20 protein-coding genes are annotated in these 21,501 nt (G+C 69.8%); 13 read left to right on the top strand and 7 right to left on the bottom strand.

Annotated features, from left to right (window positions below; all coding sequences use genetic code 11):
- Nucleotides 1-302 precede the first annotated feature (302 nt).
- From BLV05_RS23745 to BLV05_RS23725, 5 genes are all read right to left on the bottom strand, one after another.
- Nucleotides 303-593 (bottom strand): hypothetical protein, encoded by a 291-nt coding sequence (locus tag BLV05_RS23745; RefSeq protein WP_197683286.1) that lies wholly within the window; start codon nt 591-593, stop codon nt 303-305.
- Nucleotides 590-862, bottom strand: a complete 273-nt coding sequence (locus BLV05_RS23740; protein ID WP_197683285.1) for a hypothetical protein — start codon at nt 860-862, stop codon at nt 590-592. Before BLV05_RS23740 ends, BLV05_RS23745 begins: the two co-directional genes overlap by 4 nt.
- 91 nt (nt 863-953) lie before the next feature.
- Nucleotides 954-1,271, bottom strand: a complete 318-nt coding sequence (locus BLV05_RS23735) for a hypothetical protein (protein ID WP_152690808.1) — start codon at nt 1,269-1,271, stop codon at nt 954-956.
- Nucleotides 1,268-1,819, bottom strand: coding sequence for a hypothetical protein (locus BLV05_RS23730; RefSeq protein ID WP_046769566.1), 552 nt, complete (start codon nt 1,817-1,819; stop codon nt 1,268-1,270). The genes BLV05_RS23735 and BLV05_RS23730 overlap by 4 nt, the downstream gene beginning before the upstream one ends.
- Before the next feature lie 270 nt (nt 1,820-2,089).
- A complete protein-coding gene (locus BLV05_RS23725; RefSeq protein ID WP_267884875.1) occupies nt 2,090-2,320 on the bottom strand; it encodes a tyrosine-type recombinase/integrase in 231 nt (76 codons plus the stop codon).
- Between the two features lie 451 nt (nt 2,321-2,771).
- On the opposite strand from BLV05_RS23725, the gene BLV05_RS23720 reads away from it, so the two are divergent.
- The 4 genes from BLV05_RS23720 (at nt 2,772) to BLV05_RS23700 (ending at nt 8,807) form a co-directional block, all read left to right on the top strand.
- Nucleotides 2,772-4,094, top strand: coding sequence for a DUF4241 domain-containing protein (locus BLV05_RS23720; RefSeq protein ID WP_046769564.1), 1,323 nt, complete (start codon nt 2,772-2,774; stop codon nt 4,092-4,094).
- 631 nt (nt 4,095-4,725) lie between these two features.
- On the top strand, nt 4,726-7,557 hold the full coding sequence (locus BLV05_RS35975) for a TrlF family AAA-like ATPase (RefSeq protein ID WP_407717015.1): 2,832 nt from the start codon (nt 4,726-4,728) through the stop codon (nt 7,555-7,557).
- 399 nt (nt 7,558-7,956) lie between these two features.
- Entirely contained in the window at nt 7,957-8,340 is a 384-nt protein-coding gene (locus BLV05_RS23705; RefSeq protein WP_046769585.1) for a helix-turn-helix domain-containing protein, read from the top strand.
- A gap of 23 nt (nt 8,341-8,363) precedes the next feature.
- Nucleotides 8,364-8,807, top strand: a complete 444-nt coding sequence (locus tag BLV05_RS23700; RefSeq protein WP_052762588.1) for a hypothetical protein — start codon at nt 8,364-8,366, stop codon at nt 8,805-8,807.
- Nucleotides 8,808-8,838: 31 nt separating this feature from the next.
- Here BLV05_RS23700 and BLV05_RS23695 read toward each other — a convergent pair whose 3' ends face one another.
- Together BLV05_RS23695 and BLV05_RS23690 are read right to left on the bottom strand one after the other, a co-directional pair.
- Complete coding sequence (locus tag BLV05_RS23695) at nt 8,839-10,071, bottom strand: hypothetical protein (protein WP_046769561.1); 1,233 nt, start codon at nt 10,069-10,071, stop codon at nt 8,839-8,841.
- A complete protein-coding gene (locus BLV05_RS23690) occupies nt 10,068-10,592 on the bottom strand; it encodes a SigE family RNA polymerase sigma factor (protein ID WP_046769560.1) in 525 nt (174 codons plus the stop codon). Before BLV05_RS23690 ends, BLV05_RS23695 begins: the two co-directional genes overlap by 4 nt.
- A gap of 271 nt (nt 10,593-10,863) precedes the next feature.
- On the opposite strand from BLV05_RS23690, the gene BLV05_RS23685 reads away from it, so the two are divergent.
- The 9 genes from BLV05_RS23685 to BLV05_RS23645 all read left to right on the top strand — a co-directional run bounded on the left by BLV05_RS23685 (nt 10,864) and on the right by BLV05_RS23645 (nt 21,471).
- Nucleotides 10,864-11,619, top strand: a complete 756-nt coding sequence (locus BLV05_RS23685; protein ID WP_046769559.1) for an AfsR/SARP family transcriptional regulator — start codon at nt 10,864-10,866, stop codon at nt 11,617-11,619.
- Between the two features lie 101 nt (nt 11,620-11,720).
- Nucleotides 11,721-11,927, top strand: a complete 207-nt coding sequence (locus BLV05_RS23680; RefSeq protein WP_152690806.1) for a hypothetical protein — start codon at nt 11,721-11,723, stop codon at nt 11,925-11,927.
- A gap of 72 nt (nt 11,928-11,999) precedes the next feature.
- The gene (locus BLV05_RS23675) at nt 12,000-14,627 is read left to right on the top strand and encodes a hypothetical protein (RefSeq protein WP_152690805.1); all 2,628 of its coding nucleotides are present in this window, start codon (nt 12,000-12,002) and stop codon (nt 14,625-14,627) included.
- Nucleotides 14,620-15,885, top strand: coding sequence for a hypothetical protein (locus BLV05_RS23670; protein WP_046769556.1), 1,266 nt, complete (start codon nt 14,620-14,622; stop codon nt 15,883-15,885). Before BLV05_RS23675 ends, BLV05_RS23670 begins: the two co-directional genes overlap by 8 nt.
- A 12-nt stretch (nt 15,886-15,897) precedes the next feature.
- Nucleotides 15,898-16,218 (top strand): hypothetical protein, encoded by a 321-nt coding sequence (locus BLV05_RS23665; protein ID WP_046769555.1) that lies wholly within the window; start codon nt 15,898-15,900, stop codon nt 16,216-16,218.
- A 2-nt stretch (nt 16,219-16,220) separates the two neighbouring features.
- Nucleotides 16,221-17,405 carry a hypothetical protein gene (locus BLV05_RS23660; protein ID WP_052762587.1) on the top strand — a complete coding sequence of 395 codons (1,185 nt, stop codon included), beginning with the start codon at nt 16,221-16,223 and terminating at the stop codon, nt 17,403-17,405.
- 98 nt (nt 17,406-17,503) lie between these two features.
- Nucleotides 17,504-19,723: a D-alanyl-D-alanine carboxypeptidase family protein gene (locus tag BLV05_RS23655; protein ID WP_046769554.1), complete on the top strand. Its 2,220-nt coding sequence runs from the start codon at nt 17,504-17,506 to the stop codon at nt 19,721-19,723.
- A 75-nt stretch (nt 19,724-19,798) separates the two neighbouring features.
- Nucleotides 19,799-20,257: a cupin domain-containing protein gene (locus tag BLV05_RS23650; protein WP_046769553.1), complete on the top strand. Its 459-nt coding sequence runs from the start codon at nt 19,799-19,801 to the stop codon at nt 20,255-20,257.
- A gap of 47 nt (nt 20,258-20,304) precedes the next feature.
- Nucleotides 20,305-21,471, top strand: coding sequence for a winged helix DNA-binding domain-containing protein (locus BLV05_RS23645; RefSeq protein ID WP_046769552.1), 1,167 nt, complete (start codon nt 20,305-20,307; stop codon nt 21,469-21,471).
- Nucleotides 21,472-21,501: the final 30 nt, after the last annotated feature.

Raw genomic sequence — 21,501 nt, 5'->3', positions numbered from 1 at the left:
CCGGGCGCGTGACCGGGCGCGGCGCACGAGCGGCCGACACCGACTCGGGCAACGTGGATACGTCACCGAGCGCCGTCCCCCTCATCGCGGCCATTCTTTGGCCTCCACTCCGGGCGTCAAGGGCGTCAAGATCGTTCGCCAGGCGAGCCGGCATGTCGCCCTGAGTCGACGACGGGGCGAACCATCTTGACGTCGCTGCGCGATGGCGCAAGCGCCACCCTTGACCCCCTGCACTCCGGTCAACGATCGGCAGCTATGAGGTCGACGCCGCAGAGTGGGGACGGCTGGCGGTGGGACCGGGCCTACGAGGCTCGTTTGGTGTTGGCTCGGGAACCGTGGCGCTCGTGGGCGGATTGGCGGCTGACGCCGAGTGCGAGGCCGATGCGAGCCCAGGAACGGCCGTTTACGCGAGCTGTATGGACGGCGGCGCGAAGTCGTCGCTCCGCGAGGGCCACCTGGTCGGCGGCCTCGGCGATGGCCTTGAGGTCCGCGGTGTCTTCCGCCGGCGTGGTGGCGGGGTCGAGTCCGTCGAGCCATGCCTCGGCGTCGGCGGCTCGCTGGTCCTTGTCTGGCTTGTTGGTCATGTGCTTCACCGCCCCCAAGGCAAGTACGCGTAGAACTTCGGCCGGAGAGCCATCGCATGGATGATCACCGGATCGGTGTCCGGGTCGAGCACCACGACCTCCAACAGGCTGCCGTCGAGCCCGGCCCCGATGAGCAGAACACGGTCGCCCTGCCCAACTTCGGCGATCGCATGTCGCGCCGCGTGCACCATGTCCTCATCGGACACGCCGTGCTTGCGAGCGCTCTCCGCGATCACCACTCCACCGTCAGGATACCCTGACAGTCGCTTGTCGTCCACGAATGTCCTTCCTGCCACGCGAGCGGCCGGCTCTCGCCCGGCTCGACACTGAGCGAGCGAGAGCCAGCCGCCCCTTGCAAGGCGCTATCGATCAGCCGCGCCGGCCACGGGTCGTGCTGTCGAGCTCCGCAGCGCGTTCGGCTGCCTCGGTCAGCGCGGCCGCGATCTCCTGTACGGACGCAGCGGCGAACAGGTGGCCGGCCGTCGACGCCCACGGCGTGGTCACCGTCAGCTCCACGCACACCGACGCGCGCGGCTGGACGCGTTGCGCGAGGTTCACGCCGACCAGGCCGCCGCCACGAATCCCGCCGGGCACCGACGCCACGTACTTGCGATGCACCTTGTGCGTGCCGGCCTCGTCGCACCACTTCACCGAACATGCCGCATTGCGATCGACAGGCCCGGTCACGACTGGTACTCCTGCTCAGCGATGTACAGCTGTCGTACGTCCTCCAGCGACGAGCGCAGCTCCGCTAGGCGATCGGCCAACTCCGGGACGCCGGACAGCCTCTCCGCGTGCTCCTCGACCAGCGCCGCCGAGCGTTCCAACGTCTCTTTGTGCACTTCGAGGGCGAGCGCCAGGCCGGCACGGCGATCCAGCCGGCCACGGAACCCGATCACGAGTCCGCCCCAGCGGCGGTAGAGCCGGTCCAGGCGCTCGATGATCTGCTCGTCGGTCATGCCCGGCAGATACGCCCGAGCGTCCGACAGGATGATCGGGGTCCAGCCGGCCCGCTGAACGATGGTGCCGATGCGGTGCAGCTCGTCGGCCAACTCGTGCGCGCCGGCCGCGGTGAGACCGAACTGCGCGTACTCCTCGCTGCCCTCCGGTCGGATCGTCACATCGATGGTCGGGCCCTCCTCGTCGTGGTACGCGACGATCTCGCCGACGTGGGGATGCACGAACGGTGCGCGGGTGATGATCTCTCGCTTCTTCGACTTCGGTACGGTGACCATGGGTCTCCTCCTGCTACTACAGGTTGGGATCAAGTCCCCGACCGGTGTTCGCGCACCGGCCGGGGGCGATTACAGATGGCGCTGAGCGACGGACCAGAAACGGACCAACGGCGGACTCCACTCCGCACGCGACGCACGATTGCGCCTGGCTCGTCACACCGTGCTCAGCAGGCTGACCTGCGTGTTCGCAACAGCAGAGAGCTGGGGGTCAGGGGGTCGCAGGTTCAAATCCTGTCAGCCCGACCAATCCATCACCCTCGTTGACACAGGTCAGCGGGGGTTTTCGTGGCCGGCGCCGCCGCCGACCAGCCGCAGCCGGGGTGACCTTGGACCGGGGTTGGACCACCACGCCGAGAACGACTCCGCGGCGGCCTGTAACGCCGACAGATCCGGGTGCAGGTAGCGCGACGTCACGTCGGGCGACTGGTGGCCCGCGACCTTCTGCAACACGTCGAGCGAGATGCCGGCGTAGGGCATCCACGTCAACGCGGTGTGCCGCAGCCCGGCGGCCCAGGAACAGTCTGATGGCGGCGATCATCTCGGCGGCGACGAGGATGCCGACTGGGCGACCTCGCGGGGTGATGTGACGTGGGAGTGACATAGCCAATGCGGCGAGCAGCTGTCGCCGGGCACTGGAGGGCCAGAGGGTCCAGGCGGCGAATGTCATGGACAGGCGCAGCGCGCGCATTGCGGGATCAGGTACGTCGTGGCGGCGAGCGCCACGGAACGCTATTGGAGCTGCGGGCGGTGAGGCGGGTGAACGTGGTCGGTTCCAGGGCGAGACATTCGTGCGCGCACCTGGGTCTTTCGCGGCGGTATGACGCGTCCGCTGCCGCCGTGCGATGCCGTTTCCAAGCGGGCCGATGCGATTGATCGACGCGGGCCGCGGTGTCGACCATGAGGCTTGCCCGGATTCGGATGTGATGGGTGGCTGGTCTGTAACCTTCCGACCGTGACTGATGAGATCGTCGCCCGGGTAGAGGCGTTCGTTGCCGACTTCCACCAGAGTTGGGAGCGGTACGGCAGGCCACCGACCGGATCGTCGTTCGATCCGGCGGACTACGAACGGTGGGTTCGGGAGCTGTCCGTTCTCATCGACGTGCACGGTGTGCCTGGAGGTAGCACCGGCGCGGAGGGCGTGATGTCCTCGTCCCCGGCGCATGGTCCGGCCCTTGAGCGGATCACCACCGTCGAGGTGGACGGCGACGAGGCCACGGTGCGCTCGATAATCGACGTCGGCATCCTGCCCACCTACTACGAGTACCGGCTCGTGCGCCGAGGCAGTGAGTGGCGCATCGGTCAGATCCTGTCGTTCCTTGATCCACCCGGCTCGCTACTTGTCGATGACGCCGAGGCGGCGCGGCTCTTGGCCGGCTCGACCGAGGAGGCGCCGTTGTCGGACATCGATCCGGGTCTCGAGCTCGATCTCCCGGCCCTGTTCAGCGCCGGCCGTCAGGTCGTCTTCTTCGAAGAGCCGGCCACGATCGAGGTCACCGAACTGGGCGAGATCACCTGTCACCTGGGCGCGCTGACCGTCCGCGACTTCGGGTACGGAGACTCTGATCTCGAGCCTCTTGGCCGTCGCGTGCCGGCTGGCAGCTATCCGGTGGAGGTCGCTACCGTCGGACGGACCAACGTCGCTGTGCGCGTGCGTCTGTCCGAGCTGCCGCCAGTCAGCTGGCATCCCGCGACGCGCACGAACGGCTCCCATGTCGTGGGCGTCGATTACGGCAACGTCGCGATCCTCGATCTGGCCAGTCTGGTGCGCTGCGATGCGCAACACGTGGAGGAACTCTTTGAGGCCCAGGCCCAGCGGCTATCGAATGCACCCGGGACCGTCTTCAGCCTGAATGGAGAGACGAATGACGCCGCCATGGTGACCAGCGGCTACGGCGACGGCGGTTACCCGTGTTACTGGGGTGTGGCGGCCGATGGCACGCTGGCGGCGCTCGTCGTGGACTTCCTGGTCCTGGTCGAGGCCAAGGTCTCCACGATCACCGTTCCCTGGCGGTCCGGCCCGGCCTCGGCGCCCGAACTCTCCGGGTGTGATCTCGCGATCACCGACGATGGGGGCTCGTTCACCGTCGAATATCGCGGCCGGAACATCGACAAGATCCGCGTACTGGCGCCCAACGGCGTCGTCCTCGTCGACGGATACCGCCTCGGACTCTCCGTGACCGGGGACTGGCACCGCCAGACGTGGCGGCCAGCCGCACCACCCCCATCCGGGTCTGTCCTCGAGGTGACCATGGACAACGGATACCGGCATACCTGAGCACAGGGCCCTCCACAAGCGGTGCAGCGTCGCTGGCCGCGTCGACCAGACCGTACGCGGCGATATGACGCGGTCGGACATGTCGTTCAGCGAACGCAAGCGAAAGCGCCGGGGTGAATTGAATCGGATTTCACACGGGAGCGATCGTGCATTCGCGTCGGTTCGCAGAGGGTTGTGTCGGGGGTATCTGCCACCCTGGGCTCTTATTGAAAGGAGTTGACGCATGCCTACCTACTGCGTGAACAGCACTGCCCAGTCGAACGGCGACCACGAGGTCCACGACGTCACGGCCAACAAGTGGTGCCTGCCGACGCCCGCCAACCGGGTGGACCTCGGGCACCACGGAACTTGCTCCGCGGCTGTGCGGGCCGCCAAGAACCACTTCAGGCAGGTGAACGGCTGCCGTTGGTGCGCCCCGGGCTGCCACACGAGCTAGCTGTCACGGGCCGCGGCGGCCAGAGTCACCACGGGCTCCAATCCGGATCCGAGCCAGCCGTACACGCGGCGAAGTGACGCGCGTCGGACTCATTGGATTGCACTAGTCTCCCGCCGACGAGCAACGTGGCAGCTACGGTATGGCGACAATGCGAGTGGATGGCGTGAGGCGAGTTGAATTGGGGGCGGTTGTCCGATGACACGATGGTGGAAGTGCGACTTGCAGATCTCCACGCCGTGGTCGCCGGACTTCACCGGCGAGCCGGGGTGGGACCTTGAGACGGGAGCAGGGCGCGAGGCTGCCGCGGATGTGTACATGGCCCGCGCCCGCGAGGTCGGCCTTGAAGTCGTGGTGCTGGCTGCGCACAACACTGCCGACGGTGCAGAGCTGCTCGTTCGGGCCGGCGCAAAGCATGATGTCGTCGTCTTCCCCGGATTTGAACTTACGAGCGGCCCTGGTGCAGACGGCATTCACGTCGTCGTCTTCGGTGGACCCGAGACGACCGAGGCCGAGCTAACTGCGCTCCTCACTGGCTGCTGCGGTTTTGATCACGACAATCCTCCATTCGATCCAACTGACCCAACGCGACCGATGCCATCACCATTTACCTTGCCTCAGATTCTAGACAAGCTGCCTGAGCGTTACCTCGTCGTTGCACCTCACGTCTTCGGAGACAACGGGCTGACGAATGGCAACACCGCCAAGGGATCGATTCGCTGGAAGGCCATCCATCATGCTCGCCTTGGCGCGATCGACGTCGGTGACCCAGGAACCATCGATAATCAAGCCTCCTGGCGAGCACGATTCACACGCCGCGAACTGACCGACTACCCCTGTCTCGCCGACCTTCCTTTCGTGTCGACCAGTGACGCTTACGCGCTGCAGGACCTTGGTGGGCGGTACACCTGGATCCGCATGGAGACACCGACGATCGAGGCGCTGCGTCAGGCGTTTCTCGACCATAGCGCGCGAATAGCTTGCGATTGGGATCCCCGCTTCGCTCCGGCGGATCGATCGCCCAACGATGTCTCTCACGCCTGGGTTCAATCCATTCATCTCGCCAACCTGTCTACCGCGAACGAGCCGCTCCAAGCGGCTCTTGATCCTCATCTCAACGTCATCATCGGAGGAAGAGGTTCGGGCAAGTCGACTCTGGTCTCAGGGTTGCGGCTCCTGTACGGCAACATCGAGTCGCTTCCACCAGCTACTCGGGAGGATGCTGAGCAACTGCGCGACACCGTCTTCTCTCAGGCGGCAGTCACTGGGACGCACCACCTTGCACACAGCGGCGAGGTCCAGAGCAGTACTTGGACGATGGCGTCCGGATCCACGACGATACGACGGGACTCTCGTCAAACCCCGACCGACTTCCGCGTTCGTGTGGTGGGCCAGAAGGAGCTGTTCGAGCGTGCGGCCAGTTCAAAGGACAATCCGTTCGTCACGTCTCGGAACCTGCTCGTGCTCGTCGATGACGCATTGGCAGGCCAAGACATTCAGTCGGGAGATCGGGCTGCTTTCGACGCCGCACTCGACGAGGCCCGGACTTCATGGGTTGGGGCAGCACGACGTCTGTACGGCGAGCGCGCAGCCGTGTCGCAACTGGCTGCCGTTGAGGAGCGGGTTTCGGAGCTGCGTCGGCAAGTCGATGCCTTTGACAGTGAAGCGAGTCGAGCCCGCCGAATGCGAAACGACGCCCTTCTCGAAGAGTCGCGCCTGGTAACCCAGGAGCATCTGGGGCTCCTCCGTGGCCTGGACGCCATCCAGACAGAGGCGTCGAGTGCCACGGCGCCAAATACGCTCCCTGACACCACCGACCGCTCCGGCGGTGCGTCTGCATTGCTCAGACGACTTGGTGAGTTGAGGGAGGAGATCGCTGGCACGCTGCGGTCCGCGCTAGATGCCGCAAGATCGACCGTCGAATCGCTCTATGCCGAGAGTCCTGACTTCGCCGAATGGCGCAGCTCTGTTGGCGGAGCCGCAGCGGACGCAGAACAGCTGGTCCGAGAGTTGGCGGAGCTCGGCCTCGATCCCGACGCATACGGTCGAATTCGGGCCCAACTCGCGGTGCAAGAGGCGACCGAACGTGATCTTCAGTCAAGGCGCTCCGCCTTGCCAGAACTCGAAGCAGATGCAGGCGCGGCCTGGCGAGCAGTCCTTGCGCTTGTCGATCAGCGCCGCGTCGATCGGACGGCTCTACTGCGGCAGGTCCAAGCCAGGAGTCAAACTCTGCGCTTTACCATTCGAACCCTGGCCGATACCGCGTCGTGGGTTGAGCAAACTCGAGTCCTGCTCAACCTTCGATCCGACGGTTTCCTCGAGGACGTGCCAGCCCTCGCGTCGTGGATCTGGGAAGACGAAGAGCATCGCGATCACCGCGTGGATGCGTGGCGGATGGCGTGCATCTCAGGAGACTTCTCGGGCCTCGCCTCAAGAGCAGCAATGCGACCTGCCTGGGCCAGTCGGTTGAGCGACGTCGACCCCTTGATCCGGACACGCTTGGCAGCCGAACTGCCAGATGACGAAGTCTGCATGCGCTTCCTTCGTGACGACGGCGATGCCGACAGAGATGAGGATTGGCAGCCCCTGACGACCGGCTCACCTGGGCAGCGCAGTGCCGCGATGCTGGGCTTCGTCCTCCACTATGGTGAAGAGCCGCTCGTTCTGGACCAGCCTGAGGATGATCTGGACACCGAATGGATCAGCGAGCTCATCGTGCGCCAACTTAGGCGAAGTCGATGGGCGCGACAGCTGATCGTCGTTACCCACAACGCGAACATTCCGGTCAATGCGGACGCCGAACGCGTGATTGTTCTTGAGAACGAGAGTGGTTCCCTCAAGATTCGATCCACAGCGATGGGCGATGCCGGCCAAGTCGAGCACTGCGGCCCCATCGAGAACCAGCTCGTGCGGACGGACATTCAGAAGATCATGGAGGGCGGCGTTGACGCTTTCGTGCGACGTGAGCGGCGGTACAACAATGAGCTCAACTCCTACCGGATCGCGATGGAGCGCGTGAACCCTTCTTGACGCGTCCTCCACGCGCAACTGACCCTTCGTGCATTTATCGTGTGCAGGATCCGCTCCAGCCACTCTCGCCCTCGAGATTGAAGCAGCGTCCATGAATAGACAGGCGAGGTCGCGTCACGCGCCGGGTCCGTGCTTGTGTGGCGCGCGACACGGCCTCGATCACGTCATTCTGGGCGGAACGACGCGATGTCCTGGCAGTGTTGCGCCGGCTTCGCGCTGATCCCATGACCGTCCGGTCATCCGAAGGATCGACGGCCGGGTCCGAGTGTGGGGGCGCGGTGCTGGTGCCACTGGCGACGACGGTGGCGCCGGAGCCTGCCGATGTCGATCAGTTCGTCGCACAACCCAGGCGGTACAGTTGTTGCAGATGGAGCAAGTAGAGCAGATGGAGGGGTGCTGATGACGGAGATGCTCGCTCGTGACGTAGCGGCGGTCCATCGTGCTCTGGATGCCGGCGGTGACGAGGTGCAGGTTTCCCTCTCGCGGGAGACGGCCGAGTTGCTCGCGCGTGTGGTTGATGCGCGTGCCCGCGGCCAGCAGGTTCTCCTCACGCGTGGGCACGCCGAGGTCACCCCGAGCGAGGCCGCTGAGCTGCTGGGGATGTCACGGCCGCAGGTCCGCAAGCTGATGGACCAAGGCGTGCTCGACTTCCGTATGGTCGGCGCCCATCACCGCGTCCGAGTCTCTTCGATCCGGGCGTTCCTTGACGCCGAGCGTCCGCGCCGTTGGGCAGCCTTGGGGGAGCTTGCCGATCTGCAGGACGAGCTGGGCCTCACCGAGTAACCGAGGATCTCGACCTGCCCGGAATGGTCCGGGCCGTCCTCGTCGACGCCAACGTTCTGTACTCGCGCGCGCTGCGTGACTATCTGCTCGATGCCGCTGATGAGGAGATCATCGCCATCGCGTGGAGCCGGGAGATCCTCGATGAAGTGCCTGATGATGACGACCGCCATGTACTGGCCGCTGCCATCGCTGCAGAGGCAACAATCCTGTGCACGGCAAACACGAAAGACTTCCCGGAGGACGTAGCGGCCCCGCTCGGGTTCGAAGTGATGACACCCGATGCGCTGTTGAGTCTTCTGATCGCCGAGTACCCGGCCCAGATGCTCACCGTACACACGACCTCCGTTGCTCGGCTGCGCGGCGCCACCGACGCATCGACCATCGCGGCCCTGCAGCGTGCTGGCGCGCCGGTTGCCGCCGCCAGGATGGTGCCCCTGCTGGAGGCGGCCGGCCTAGCTCTCGACTGAGACCGCGCCCTCCACGGGGCAGCGGGACGGGCTACATCCCCTCGACCGGCGGGTACCGGTCGTCGCCGAGGAAGGGCACGGCCTGCATGGCCGCGACGTTTGCCCTGACGACGGCTTCCTCCAGCTCCGGGCTTCCCGCGTCGGTCCGGACGAGAAGGAAGCCGCGGTGGCCGAGTGTGCCGCCCGAGCCGGAACCAGCGGCGGAGCCGCCGTCCCCGACAGAGGCCACAGCACCGGGGAACGTGATGCACTCGTCGTAGTGCTCCACGCACATCGGCTGGTAGAGGCGGTCGCGCTGCCAGACGGCGACGTCGACCCGGGTCCCGTCGGCGGTGGCGTAGGCGGCCGACACCAGACCGGTCTGGACCTGGACGCCCTCGACGGTCTCGGTCACGTCGCCGTCGACCGGGGTGACCACCGTCAGCGGTCCGAACGACTCCTCGAGGGCGGCCTTGATGTCGGGCCAGGCATCGTCGGCCGTTGCCCGCAGGTCCACACCGCTGACCAGCTCGGCCGGCGTGTGCTGCGCCCCGACGGACCAGACGGCGTCGGCGATGCGGTCCGCCTCGTCGGCGGTCAGCGGGGTCTCGGTCTCGATCGGCATGCCGTTGTCGTCGACCTCGTCGCCCTCGTAGTGGACGCCCCAGCGCAGCGCGACCGCCGCCGGGCCACCGTCCAGGACGAGCTGGGTGTTCAGCCCGTCATCGCCGATCGCGCGCCAGCGGCCCTCGTCGTCGCTGCCCTGCTCGCAGTTCGCCCACCGGCTGGACGGGACGAGCGGCAGCACCGGTTCCGTGCACGGGCGGAAGTCGGGCAGGTCGGGCCGGGAGTTCTGCATCCAGACGCTGAGGCTGAACCGGACGTCGCCGCGCTCCAAGCTCAGATACAGGTTCGGTCCCGGCCCGGAGTCGTAGACGTAGGAGTTCTCCACCAACCGCACGTCGCTGGGCAGGACGTCGTCGACGGCTTCCCACATTGCCAGCTTGAGCGGATCGTCGGCCACCTCGGGCGAGACCACGGCGTCGGCGCGCGAGCCGCCGGTGGTGGGTGCCTGCGCCACCTCGGCGTCGACCACCGAGATCGGCGACGACGGCAGCACCAGCGCGGCCGCGACCGCGGCTGCCACCAGCACGCCGCCGCCGGCCCGGCGCCGCAGCGCCCGCGCCCGGCGGGCCCGGCCGCGTGCCACGCGCTCGGCCACGGGTACGTCCTGCGCCGGCTCGCCGGCCAGCGCGTCCTCGAACAGGGTCTTGAGGTCGTTCATCGCTGCTCCTCGATGGTGGCCAGCATCTGTGGACCCAGTACGTCGCGCAGCTGTTGCAGGCCGCGCGACGTCTGACTCTTGACGTTGCCGGTGCTGCATCCGAGCAGGTCCGCGACCTGCTCCACCGACTGGTCCTCCCAGAACCGCAGCACCAACACCGCCCGCCTTCCGGCCGGCAGACCGGCCAAGGCAGCCAGCAGCTGACCGCGGGCGCCCGGATCGGTGCCGTCGGCGGGATCGCCCGCCCCGGCCTGCTCCGGAACCACGTCGACCGAGCGCTCGCGCCGCCAGGGCCGGCGGGTGCTGTCGATATAGGCGTTGAGAAGCGTCTTGCGTGCGTAGGCTTCGGCATTTTCGCAGCGAAGGACCCGGCGCCAGGCCACGTACAGCTTGGCCAGCGTCTCCTGCACCAGGTCCTCGGCCAGGTGCCAGTCACCGGTCAGCAGGAATGCGGTCCGAAGCAGCGCCCGCTGCCGCCCGCCGACGAACTCGCCGTACGACGCCTCGTCGATCGCCAGCATGGGCCGCCTCCGTGGTACGCGGTTACGAGCTTCTCACCCCGCCAACGGAGCGCCGCGTCGAACGGGTTGCTTCCCTGGCACCTGGGTGGGCAACCCCGGGAAGGAATTCGCCCACTGCTCGCGGCGCCACAGCACTGGGCGTCGGAGCTCGTCGGTACGAGAATCATGATGAGGGGCGGTGGCTCGGTGATGCGCCGGTGACGCATCGGTGACGGCTGAAGATCGATGCTGTCCGCTCCCGGGCGCACCTTGTGGGGGGACGTGATCGGTGATGTCCGTGGCGGTGCTTCGGCGCGACGTCGGCAGGGCGAGCGGGCGGCTCGAGCGCAGCCTCCGTCTACTGGCGGAGTTCCAGTTGGTCGTCGATGGGCGAGTGGTGACGCTTCCGCACAGCGTGGAGCGCGTCCTCGCGTTCTTGGGGATCAGCCGCGCGCCGATCAGCAGGGCACAGCTGGCGGGCACGCTCTGGCCGGAGGTCGCCGATCACCGCGCCAACGGCGACCTGCGCTCGGCACTGTGGCGTCTGCGGCGTATCGCCGGGGTGGTGGACGCCGAGAACCATCGGCTCACGCTGGCGGCGGACGTCGGAGTGGACGTCGCGGAGATGGCCGACCTCTCGAGTTCGCTGCTCGACGAGCCGGAACCCGGAGAGCTCGGCCGCGTGCCGGAGCTCGTCCGGGCGTCATCCCTGTTACCGGGCTGGGACGAGGAGTGGCTCGTCGTGGAGCGCGAGCGATACCGGATGACCCGGCTGCGCGCACTCGAGCGGTCCGCGACCGAGCTCCTCGCCGCCGCGGACTACACGAGCGCGCTCATCGCCGCCTCGGCCGCGGCCGAATCCGAGCCGTTCCGTGAGACGGCGCATCGGCTGGTGATCCAGATCCACCTGGCCGAAGGGAACCACGCTCAGGCCGTCAAGGTCTTCCGTGCCTACCGGGAGCTCGTCGGTGACGAGCTCGGCATCGAACCGTCCCCGCTGATGTGCGACCTCGTCGCGCCGCTCACCGGCATGACCGCGATCCGCTGACCACCTGGCGCGATGACGGTCCCTTGACGGCGGCGTGACGCCGGACCGCGCAGGCTGCGATGGTGCCCTACCAGCGCGAAGATCGAGTCGGACTGCTCGTCGTGAGGGCGTTCGTCGAGACCACCCCACGGCACCGGCTGCTGGTCAGAGTCCTCGACGTCGGCTTGTCGGGGGAGGACCGCGAGATCGCGGTCGTCGACTCGCGGGATGCCCTGGTGCGAGCGATCGGCCAGTGGCTCGACGCGCTGGTCACCATGACGGACGGCAGGAGCGACGCGCCATGCCGGTTCGACGACGGTGATCGGTGACGGCGCGGTGATGCCGTCGTGACGATCACGTGGCGACCACCGTCGCAGACTGAGCCGGCGAAGGAGGCGACCGTGGCAGCAGCATTCGAGTCGACCGGAGTGGCCGCGCAGTCCCGGGCTCCCATGTCGGCGCCCGAGACGCCGTTTCTCGAGGTACCGACCGCCGGCTGGACGGTGTCGCCCGTCGACCCGCCGGCCGGGGAAGCGCCGTTCCTGCCCGAGGCGCCGTTCCTCAGCGAGTACGCGTCGGGCGATGAAGTGGTCCGGCCCGAGGAGCCGCTGCTGCGCGAACTCCTCGACGAGCTGTATGACGAGGAGTTCGACGAAGCGGTGGCCGATCTGGTCGCCGAGGCCGAGACCTATGTCGCCGAGCTGGGACTCGGCGAGTCCGAGACTGACCAGGTCCGGGCCGAGCAGCTGCTCGAGGCGTGGATCGAGCCGCTGCGGCGCGAGTCCCAAGCCACGCTCGCCGGCCTGGCGGAGGCGCTGGAGGCCGAGGAACCGCAGCTGCTGACGCCCGACCGGCTGGACGCCGCCTTCGCCCGCTTCGAGCCGCGCGCCGGCGAGCACGGCCCGGCCTTCGAGGGCTTCCTGAAGTCGCTGGTGAACAAGGCGAAGAAGATCGCCGGCAAGGCGATCAAGGCGGCGAAGTCGGGCATCGCCGCGGTGTCGAAGATCATGCCCATCGGGATCGTCCTGCGGAAGCTGGCCGCCCTCGCCCGGCCGCTGCTCACCCGGGTGCTGAAGGTCGCGCTCGACAAGCTCCCGGTCGAGTACCGCGACCCCGCGAAGCAGTTGGCCCGCCGCTTCCTCGGTGTCACCGTCGCGGAGTCGCTCGACGAGGCCGACGAGGCCGACGAGGGAGAGCTCGAGGACTCCCTGGAGGCCGAGCAGCCCGCGACAGCGGATCTTCGGCAGCTCCAGGACTTGTTCGACGCCGAGGCGGCAGCGCTCCTCTTCGCGCCGTCGGAGCGGGAACAGGACCTCTACCTGGCCGAGGCGTCCACCGCGAGCGCCGTCGTCGCGCCGTCGCCGCTGGCCGCCCTCGACGCGGCACGGACGCGATTCGTGACCGGGCTGGCTCGCCTCGACGAGGCTGCCGACCCGACCCCGCTCGTGGAGAACTTCCTGCCCGCCGTCCTGCCGGCGCTCCGGCTGGGACTCAAGCTCGCCGGTCGGCCACGCGTCGTACGGTTCCTCGCCCAGTACATCGGCCGGCTGATCGCCCCATACGTCGGTCCGTCCGTCTCACCCGGACTCTCGCGCGCGATCGTCGACGCCGGTCTTCGGGCGATGTCGCTGGAGACGGAGAGCGAGACGAGCGAACGTGCGGGCACGGTAGCGGCCGAGGCGTTCGCGGCGCTGGTGGAGGACACGGTCGCGCGCGTGGCACAGCTCGACGAAGCCGAGCTGGCTGACGACCGCTTGGTCGAGGAGGCCGCCTACACGGCTTTCCAGGAATCCGCCGCGGCCACGTTCCCCGCGGAGGCCCTGGCGCCGGACAACGAGTACCTGGAGGCCGGCCGGTCGCGGGGAACCTGGGTGTCGATGCCGCGCGGCGGGCCGTGGCGCTATCGCAAGTACAGCGCCGTCCCGAACGTCGTGATCCACCCGGCAGCGGCCCGGGCGCTGACCACGTTCGGCGGCCGGTCGCTCAGCGCGTTCCTCCGCGATCGCGTCGGCCGTCGCGGACCGATCCGCGCGCGGGTGCACCTCTACCAGGCGGTGCCCGGATCGTCGTTGGCCCGCATCGCCCGCGCCGAGCGGAACGTCGCGGGCCTGGGGACGTCGACGGCGGATGCGCGGTCCCGGTTCCACCCGCTGACGCCGATGGCGGCGGCCGCGCTGCTGGGCGAGCCCGGGCTCGGCCGCGAGGTGTCGGAGGTGTTCGCCGACGGTGCCGGACCGCTCGCGATCGGCCAGCGGCTCTACTACCTCGAGGTGCCCGCGGCCACGGGCACACCGGCCGCGACCGGGACCGATGGTGGTGCCGCTGCCGGAGCTGCCGGTGCTGCCGGGGCCGCCGCCGACGGCGCCGCGGATGCGGCGACCGGTTCGGGTGTCGCCGCCGGAGCGGCCGCCGCGCAGCCGCGCTCGAGCGACGCGCGCGCCGTCGTCGACCCTGGCGGCGCGGCCGTGAGCGTGACGATCTACGTCAGCGAGGCCGACGCACAGGGGATCGCGGTGCGGCTGCGCCGCCGGGAGCCGCTCGGCGCGAGCCTGGCAGCGCTCCGCCGGATCTACGGTCCCGCGATCGGGCGGGCGGCGGGTACTGGGCGCGCGCAGCGGGTTCGGGTCCGGTCCGAGGCGGAGGCCGGCGAAGCGGCCGGTGACGAGGTCGCGACCGAGGATTACGTCCGCCGTTCGATGCGCGGCGCTCGGTCCGCTTACGCCGGCCGCCGCCGAGTGGCCAGGCCGCTGCTCGCTCGTCGACGGGTCTACGGCGCCCGCCGTCGGCGTCCTCGATTCGTCCGGCGCCGGTTGCTCGTGTCGTGGATCGGCCGAGCCCTCGCGGCGGAGCTCGACCGGAGCCGCGACGCGTTCCTCCAGGCGGCCGACGCCGATGCGGACGGTGTCACCATCGTCGTCCGCCTGCGACCGCCGGTCGGCCGTGCCCTGACGACACGGGCGGTCCAGTCTGCCGCCGCCGCGCCGGGGCCGGCTCAGGTGGAGATCCATCCGGGACCACCTCGTGGCTGACGACCTCGCCGCCGTCCGCTTGCAGGTCGCCCGTCAGGTGGCGCACTGGAGGGCGGCGGTGCTCGCGCTGGCGGACCTGGACAACTTCGCGTCGCCGGAGGCGTGGCGCCGGCTCGAGCGGTACCTCGGCCAGGCGCTGCGGGCCAACCTGAGCGGGGCGGTCGACCGCCTCGCGCGCGACGGCGACGTGCTGGCGGCGGAGCTGCGGGCCGCCGAGACCGCGGACGAGCTGGAGGCGGTCCGGCGGCATGTCGTGCGGTTCCGGCGGCGGTTCCTGCGCGTCGAGACCGGCCTCGAGTTCTACGGCGGGGCCGTGAACGACCGCTCGTCGCCACGGCTCGGCGCGCTGCTCGCCGCCTGCGACGTGTTGGCGAACCGGGCCCTCGAGTCCGTGCTGACGCCGCTCGGCCGGCCGGTCCCGCCCGTACTCACGTACCTGGACAAGGGCCTGGGCGCCTCGATCCTCCGGGCTGGGCTGCGGCTCTGGGATGGCCGGACGTTGAGCGCGGCGGCAGCCATCAAGCTGACCCGGCACAACCTCAACGGCAGGCCCACCGCGTTGCTGCACGAGGCCGGCCACCAGATCGGTTTCACGCTGGGATGGAACGACGAACTCGCCGACGAGTTGCGCCGCGAGCTGCGGGACGACCCCGAGCTGGCGGGCGCGTGGAGCGGCTGGAGCTCCGAGGTCGTGGGGGACTGCATCGCCTTCGTCCATGCCGGCTACGCGGCCGTCGCGGCGCTGCACGACGTGATCGCCGGCGAGGCCGTCAACGTCTATGCGCTGCGCCCGTTCGACCCGCATCCGATCGCCCACCTGCGAGTCCTGCTCGGCACGGCGATGGCCACCCGGTTCTTCGGCGAAGGACCGTGGACCGGGCTGGCCCGCGCCTGGCTCATCGCCCATCCCGTCGGCCGTGCGCCGGCGGACGTCCGCCCCCTCATCGAGCGGTCGGTGCCGCGTCTGCCGCGGATCGCCGAGGTCTGCCTGCTCGCCCCGATGCGGGCGTTCGGCGGGCGCCCGCTGACGGCGCTCGTCGACCCGTCGCGCGTCCGGCCGGACGCGCTCGTGGCGTTGGCGCGGGACGCGGGAGCGTCGCTCGGCGTCTCGTCGCACTGGCTCTGGAGCGAGAGCCTCCGGCTGCTCGCCCTGTCCGGATATCGAGCGGCGACGGAGCCCGACCGGGCACCGGAGATCGCCGCGGAGTTCGAGGCCTGGATGCTGCGGCTCGGCCGCGGCGTCCAGTTGGCCGCCTAGGAGGTACGCACCGTGAACGAGCAGTCCAAGCGTAAGGCGCAGGCCCCGGAGGCCGACCAGGTCCGCGGGGAGGGTCATGGGCTCCGCGACCTGCTGGGATTCGACGGCGGCCTGCAGGCCGACCCCGTCCTGACACAGCGCATCACGAACCTCGAGATCGCCCTGCACGGGACCACGGTGAGCGGCCGTCGGCGTCGGCTCAACTGGAGCGGCATCAACGAGACCGGCGTCGTCTTCACGTCGATCGAGGACGCGTTGACGAAATCGGCGCCGCCGGACCGGCCGGACACGGACCTGCCGGACGGCCACGACCCGTCGTACTCAGGAGGCTAGTCATGTTCCTCGCGCTCGCCCACCGCGCGACCGGCGCGGCCGAGGCCAACGCCCAGCAGCTGCTCTCGCTGGACGCGGCGACCGTCTCCTACCTCATGGAGGCGGCCTGGTCGCACGGCGGACCGGGACTCCTGACCGGGGTGGGCGGTCCCAAGATCGCGGCGCCGCCTCCCGCTCCGGTCGGGATCACCTTGGCAGGCGCGAGGCTCAGCCGGGTCTGGACGCCGGTGTGGGATCACCTCATCTACGCCTACATGATCGAGAACACGCGCGTGTACGAGATCATGGGCCGCGTCATCGCCGAGTACACCCAGGGCGAACGGCTCGGCATCCTCCGCACCGACGCCGCCTACCAGTGGCTGCGCACCACCGAGGAACTGTTCTACAAGGACGCCTCGCCGCTGCAGCCGTACAACCTGGTCAGCCGGGTCCGCCCGGACATCGCCGCGACCCGGCGCAACGCGTACTACCGCATGTTCGGCATGGACCTGAACCACGGACGCGACGGCGCACCCGCGTACCCGTACATCAAGCCGCCAGTGGCGAACCGGGAGTTCGTCACGACGTTCGAGGAGTTCCTGCGGCAGGTGTGGCGCGCGATCGAGAACGCGCGGAACTTCCTGGCGGGCAACCCGACCGACTTCGCGGCGATCCAGGACCTCGCGGACCGGCTGGAGAACATGCTCACTGCTCGCCGCGGTGGCGGTCCGGACCGGCCCAACCTCTCCCGCGAGGAGTTCCTGGCGGTGGCCCTGTTCGCCTGGCTGCACCTCACGCTGGCCTTCGACACCGCGATCGTCCAGGAGCTCGCCGCGGCCGGCCCGAGCCCGGAGGAGCGGCTGCGCCAGATCGGCGAGCGGGTGGGGCTGCCCGCGCACGGCCGGTCGCACAGTTATTTCCTCCTCGCGCCGCGCGTGTCCACCCTGCTCGTCGCGATCGAGCGTGGCGACTTCAACGATCCAACCGGTGCCCGGACGCTGGCGGCACCGGGCCCGGTCCGAGACCTGGTCTCAGAGATCATCCACCACTGGTCGCAGGTCAGCGGCCGCAGCCTCAAGGCGATGCCGGTCGCCTCCGATGCGGCCATGCCCGTCGCGGTGTCCGGGGGAACCATGCCCGGGCCTGCGCCGTCGGCGGTCGCCGCACCCGCGGCGAGCAACGGCAAGGTCGCGGCGGAGCTGTCGTGACCACGCCGTCCGTCGACCACTGGGCCTTCCAGGTCGACAGTCCCTTCCGTGCTCCGGCGGAGCTCCGCGAACTCGCTGGACGGGCTCCCGTGCCTGGAATGGAGCTGACGGTCGAGGAAGAGGCCGAGGAGTTCGAGGCGTACGACGCCTTCGAGCCCAGTTTCGAAGCCGACGCCTATGACGAGGCCGAGTCGGCCGAGGACCGCCTGCTCGAGGAGGCCCCGGCCGGCGAGCATCCGCTGGCCGCTGTGTTCACGCTGCCACGGCTCGCCTTCGACGCCATGGCCAGGGGCGGGTGGGCGACCGCGGTCGCCACCGCGGCCGGCGCCGGGCTGCGTGACGTCAACCAGCTGACGAACATGGTCTTCTGGTTCCGGCACCCACAGCTGATCGGACAGAAGCTCCGCCCCGACCAGCGCGACCTCGCCCGCGAGTGGCTGCGGATCCGGGACGAGGTCGTCCGGCCCGCCCTCGCGGGTGACCAGCGTCCCGCCCCGACGCCGTCACCGTCGCCAGCAGCACCGCTGACACCGTCGGCCGGAGGGAGGACGTCGATCCCGCCCGACGGGCTGGAGTGGTTCGGCCCGCCCGGCCAGAAGACGCCCGAGCTGATGGCGTTCATGCGCAAGGTCTACGACCTGCACGTGCGGCGGTCACGGGGAAACTTCGTCGACACGCTGCCGAGGTCGGCGCTCGACGATGTCGAGGACGGACACAAGGCGCGCAAGGACGCCGCCGCCAAGGCTCGCGAGCTGCTCGCCGCAGCACGTGCCAAGCTCGCGGCCGAAGGACGCAGCGGCGAGATCCGGATCGGCGTGCTCAGCGGCTACCGGTCCGCCGACCGGCAGTTCGCCATCTGGCAGGGCCAGACGACCAAGGGCAGGGGCGGCTTCCCGCACTACTACGCGAAGACCCGCGAGGCCCGGCGCAGCGCGAAGTACGGCGGCGAGCACAGTGACGCGGCCGCCGCCTACCTGGCGCAGTACATGGGCCAGTATGTAGCCGCGCCCGGGTACAGCAACCACCAGGACGGGCTGGCTCTCGATCTCGGGATCGGCGCGGCGACCGGCCGGCTGGGCCGGCTGTCCGAGCGGTCGTGGCTCTACAAGTGGCTGAAGGACAACGCCCACATCTACCGGTTCAAGCCGCTGGCCAGTGAGGCCTGGCACTGGACGTTCCAGCCCGCGGGCGGCAGCCAGCAGGAGGCCGTGCAGGGGTCGTCGGAGGCGCCTGCGTCGTCCGCCATCCCGGCCGGCCGGCTGGAGGTCGACCGGCTCCCGCTGCTGGCCGCCCATCGCGGCCAGGCGCCGGACCTGGTCCTGCGCTGGAACGACATGCCGGCGGTCCCGGCCGAGATCGACGTCGCCGTACACCTGCACGGCTACTCGTGGGCGAAGATGACCCTTCCCCAGCACATGGAGGTCTGGTCCGGGCTCGACCTCGCCGCCGTCGACGGCGCCAGCGGCACCGGGCGGACGCGGCCGACGCTGACGGTCCTGCCGCGCGGCCACTTCACCGGGGTCAAGTCCGGCCGGATCTACCGGTACACGTTCCCGGCGCTGGTCACCGAGGACGGGCTGCCCGCACTCGTGCGGGCGGCCCTGGACCGGTTCGCCGCCCGGGTGGGCGGCACGCCGCCGAAGGTGGGCCGGCTCATCCTCACCGCCCACTCCGGCGGCGGTGCGCCGCTGATGCAGATCCTCCGGCGGCACGACCCGCACGAGGTCCACGTCTTCGACGGCCTCTACCAGGACGCGAGCGCTCTCGCCGACTGGGCCCGGCGCCACATCAGAGCGGATCGGGCGACAGTCCAGGCTGGCGGCGCGCCGGCGGGTGCGATGCGGGTGTTCGCCGGACCCTCCACGAAGGGCTACAGCCTTCGCCTGCACGGGGCGATCGCGGCCGAGCTCAGGGCCGCACCACCGTCCGTCCAGGCCCGCTACCGCGTCGAACTGAGCCGCCTCGGTCATTGGCAGATCGCGCGCCAGTACGGCTGGCGCATGCTCGCCGACCCGTCCGCCGACGTGCCCGACTCGGCCCGACCGGCGCCCGCCCGCGGCGCGCCGGCCGGCGAGCTCGAGCTGGACACGACGGAGATGCCCTTCCTTCCACAGGAGGCCGAGGAGTTCGGGGAGGACGAGGACTGGGCGTCCGCCGATGAGGAGACGGAGCTCGAGACCGAGGGTGCGGCCGGATTCGGCGAACCCGAGTTCGAGGAGCCGCGGTTCCAGGGCGCGGAAGGCGAGGAGCCCGGGTCCGGCGAGGCCTGGGGCACCGGCCTGGAGGAGCTCGAGCCCACGAGCGGCGAGTGGCCCTAGGCTTTGCGTCGACGCCTGGGGCCTAGGGCCTGCTCGTGTGCGGCGTGGAGCCGGAAGGACGAGCGGAGGACGGCGATGACCCACGAACACGCTGCGCCTTCGGAGCGGCCGGAGCTGGCCGCGACCCTCGACCTGGCGCCGCACCCGGAGGGCGGCTGGTTCCGAGAAACCTGGCGTTCCGGCGTCGAGTTCGAGCCGCCCGGCTACGGGTCGCCTCGGCCGTCCGCGACGGCGATCTACTACCTGTTGGTGCCGGGGGAGCGGTCGCGGTGGCACCGGGTTCGCTCTGCCGAGCTGTGGCTGTGGCACTCTGGCGGGCCGCTCGAGCTGCGGTTGGGCGGAGCTGGCCCGCGCCCAGCCCAAGAGGTCGACGTCGTCCTGCTCGGGCCGGATGTGGACCGAGGTGAGCGACCGCAGGCGATCGTTCCTGCTCGCACGTGGCAGACCGCTGAGCCGCTCGGCGCCGAGCCGGTTCTGGTCACCTGCATCGTCTCGCCGGGCTTCGACTACGCCGACTTCGAGATGCCGCAGTAGTCGTCAGAAGGTCAGAGCCTGTCCTAGATGCACGCGATGCTGGACGTATGACAGCCACCCCCGCATGGAGTGACGTGTCCGCCCGGCGCCTGGAGCGCAGCGCTCTCGCGGAGCCGTCCGCCACCGCGACCCCCGCCGAGCTGGTCCGGGCCGTGTGCGGTGCGCACGCCCAGGTCCTGTCGGCGGCGGAGCTCTCGGTCGGCCTCCGGGCCACGGCCCTGACCCGCAAGGACGTCAGGGCCGCGCTGTGGGACGAGCGCAGCCTGGTCAAGACGCACGGCCCGCGCGGCACGGTCCACCTGCTGCCGACGGCCGACCTGCCGCTGTGGATCGGCGCGCTGTCGACCATCCCGCAGCAGGCCACCCCGTTCCCGGAGCACGTCCGGCTGACCGACGAACAGACGGAACAGGTCGTCGAGGCGATCGGGACGGTGCTGGCCGACGCGGAGCTGACCATCGACGAGCTGAGCGAGGCGGTCGTCGAGGCGACCGGGACGTGGTCCGGCGACCTCGTCATGCCCGCGTTCCAGGTCATGTGGCCGCGCTGGCGGCAGGCGGTGACACTGGCATCGCACCGCGGCGTCCTGTGCTTCGGCCCGAACCGGGGCCGCAAGGTCACCTACACCAACCCGCACCGCTTCCTGACGCGCTTCGAGCCCGTCGACGGACCGGCGGCCCAGGCGTGGCTGCTGGAGCGCTACCTGCACGCCTACGGACCCGCCACCCCGCAGCACTTCGCCCAGTGGCTGAGCGCGCCGCGCGGCTGGGCCACCGACCTGTTCGGCGCGCTCGAGGCTCGTGGCCGCCTCGACCGGGTCGACGTCGAGGGCGGCGCGCCCGCGTGGGTCAACGCCGGCGACACCGTGTTCCCGGAGGGCACGCCGAGCGGCGTGCGGCTGCTGCCGTACTTCGACGCCTACGTCGTGGCCGCCCAGCCGCGGGACCGCCTCTACCAGGGCCGGGCCGCGCAGCGCGCCCTCAGCCCGAGCGGACAGGCGGGCAACTACCCGGTGCTGCTGGTCGACGGCGCGGTCGCCGGCGTCTGGCACCAGCGGCGCTCCGGCGCCAGGCTGGCCGTCACGGTCGAGCCGCTCGTGCCGCTCGACGCGGCCCGGCGCGCCGCCCTGGACGAGCAGGTCGAGCGTGTCGCCACGGTGCTGGAGGGCCGGCCGGAGCTGACCATCGGGACGGTCACGGCAGGCCCGCACGCCTGACCACGGACGCCGCCCGAACAATCGCAACTA

The sequence above is a fragment of the Jiangella alkaliphila genome (genome assembly GCF_900105925.1).
GTDB classification, from domain to species: Bacteria; Actinomycetota; Actinomycetes; order Jiangellales; family Jiangellaceae; genus Jiangella; species Jiangella alkaliphila.
Note: the sequence above shows the minus strand (reverse complement) of the source record. Positions and strands in the feature narration are given on the sequence as shown.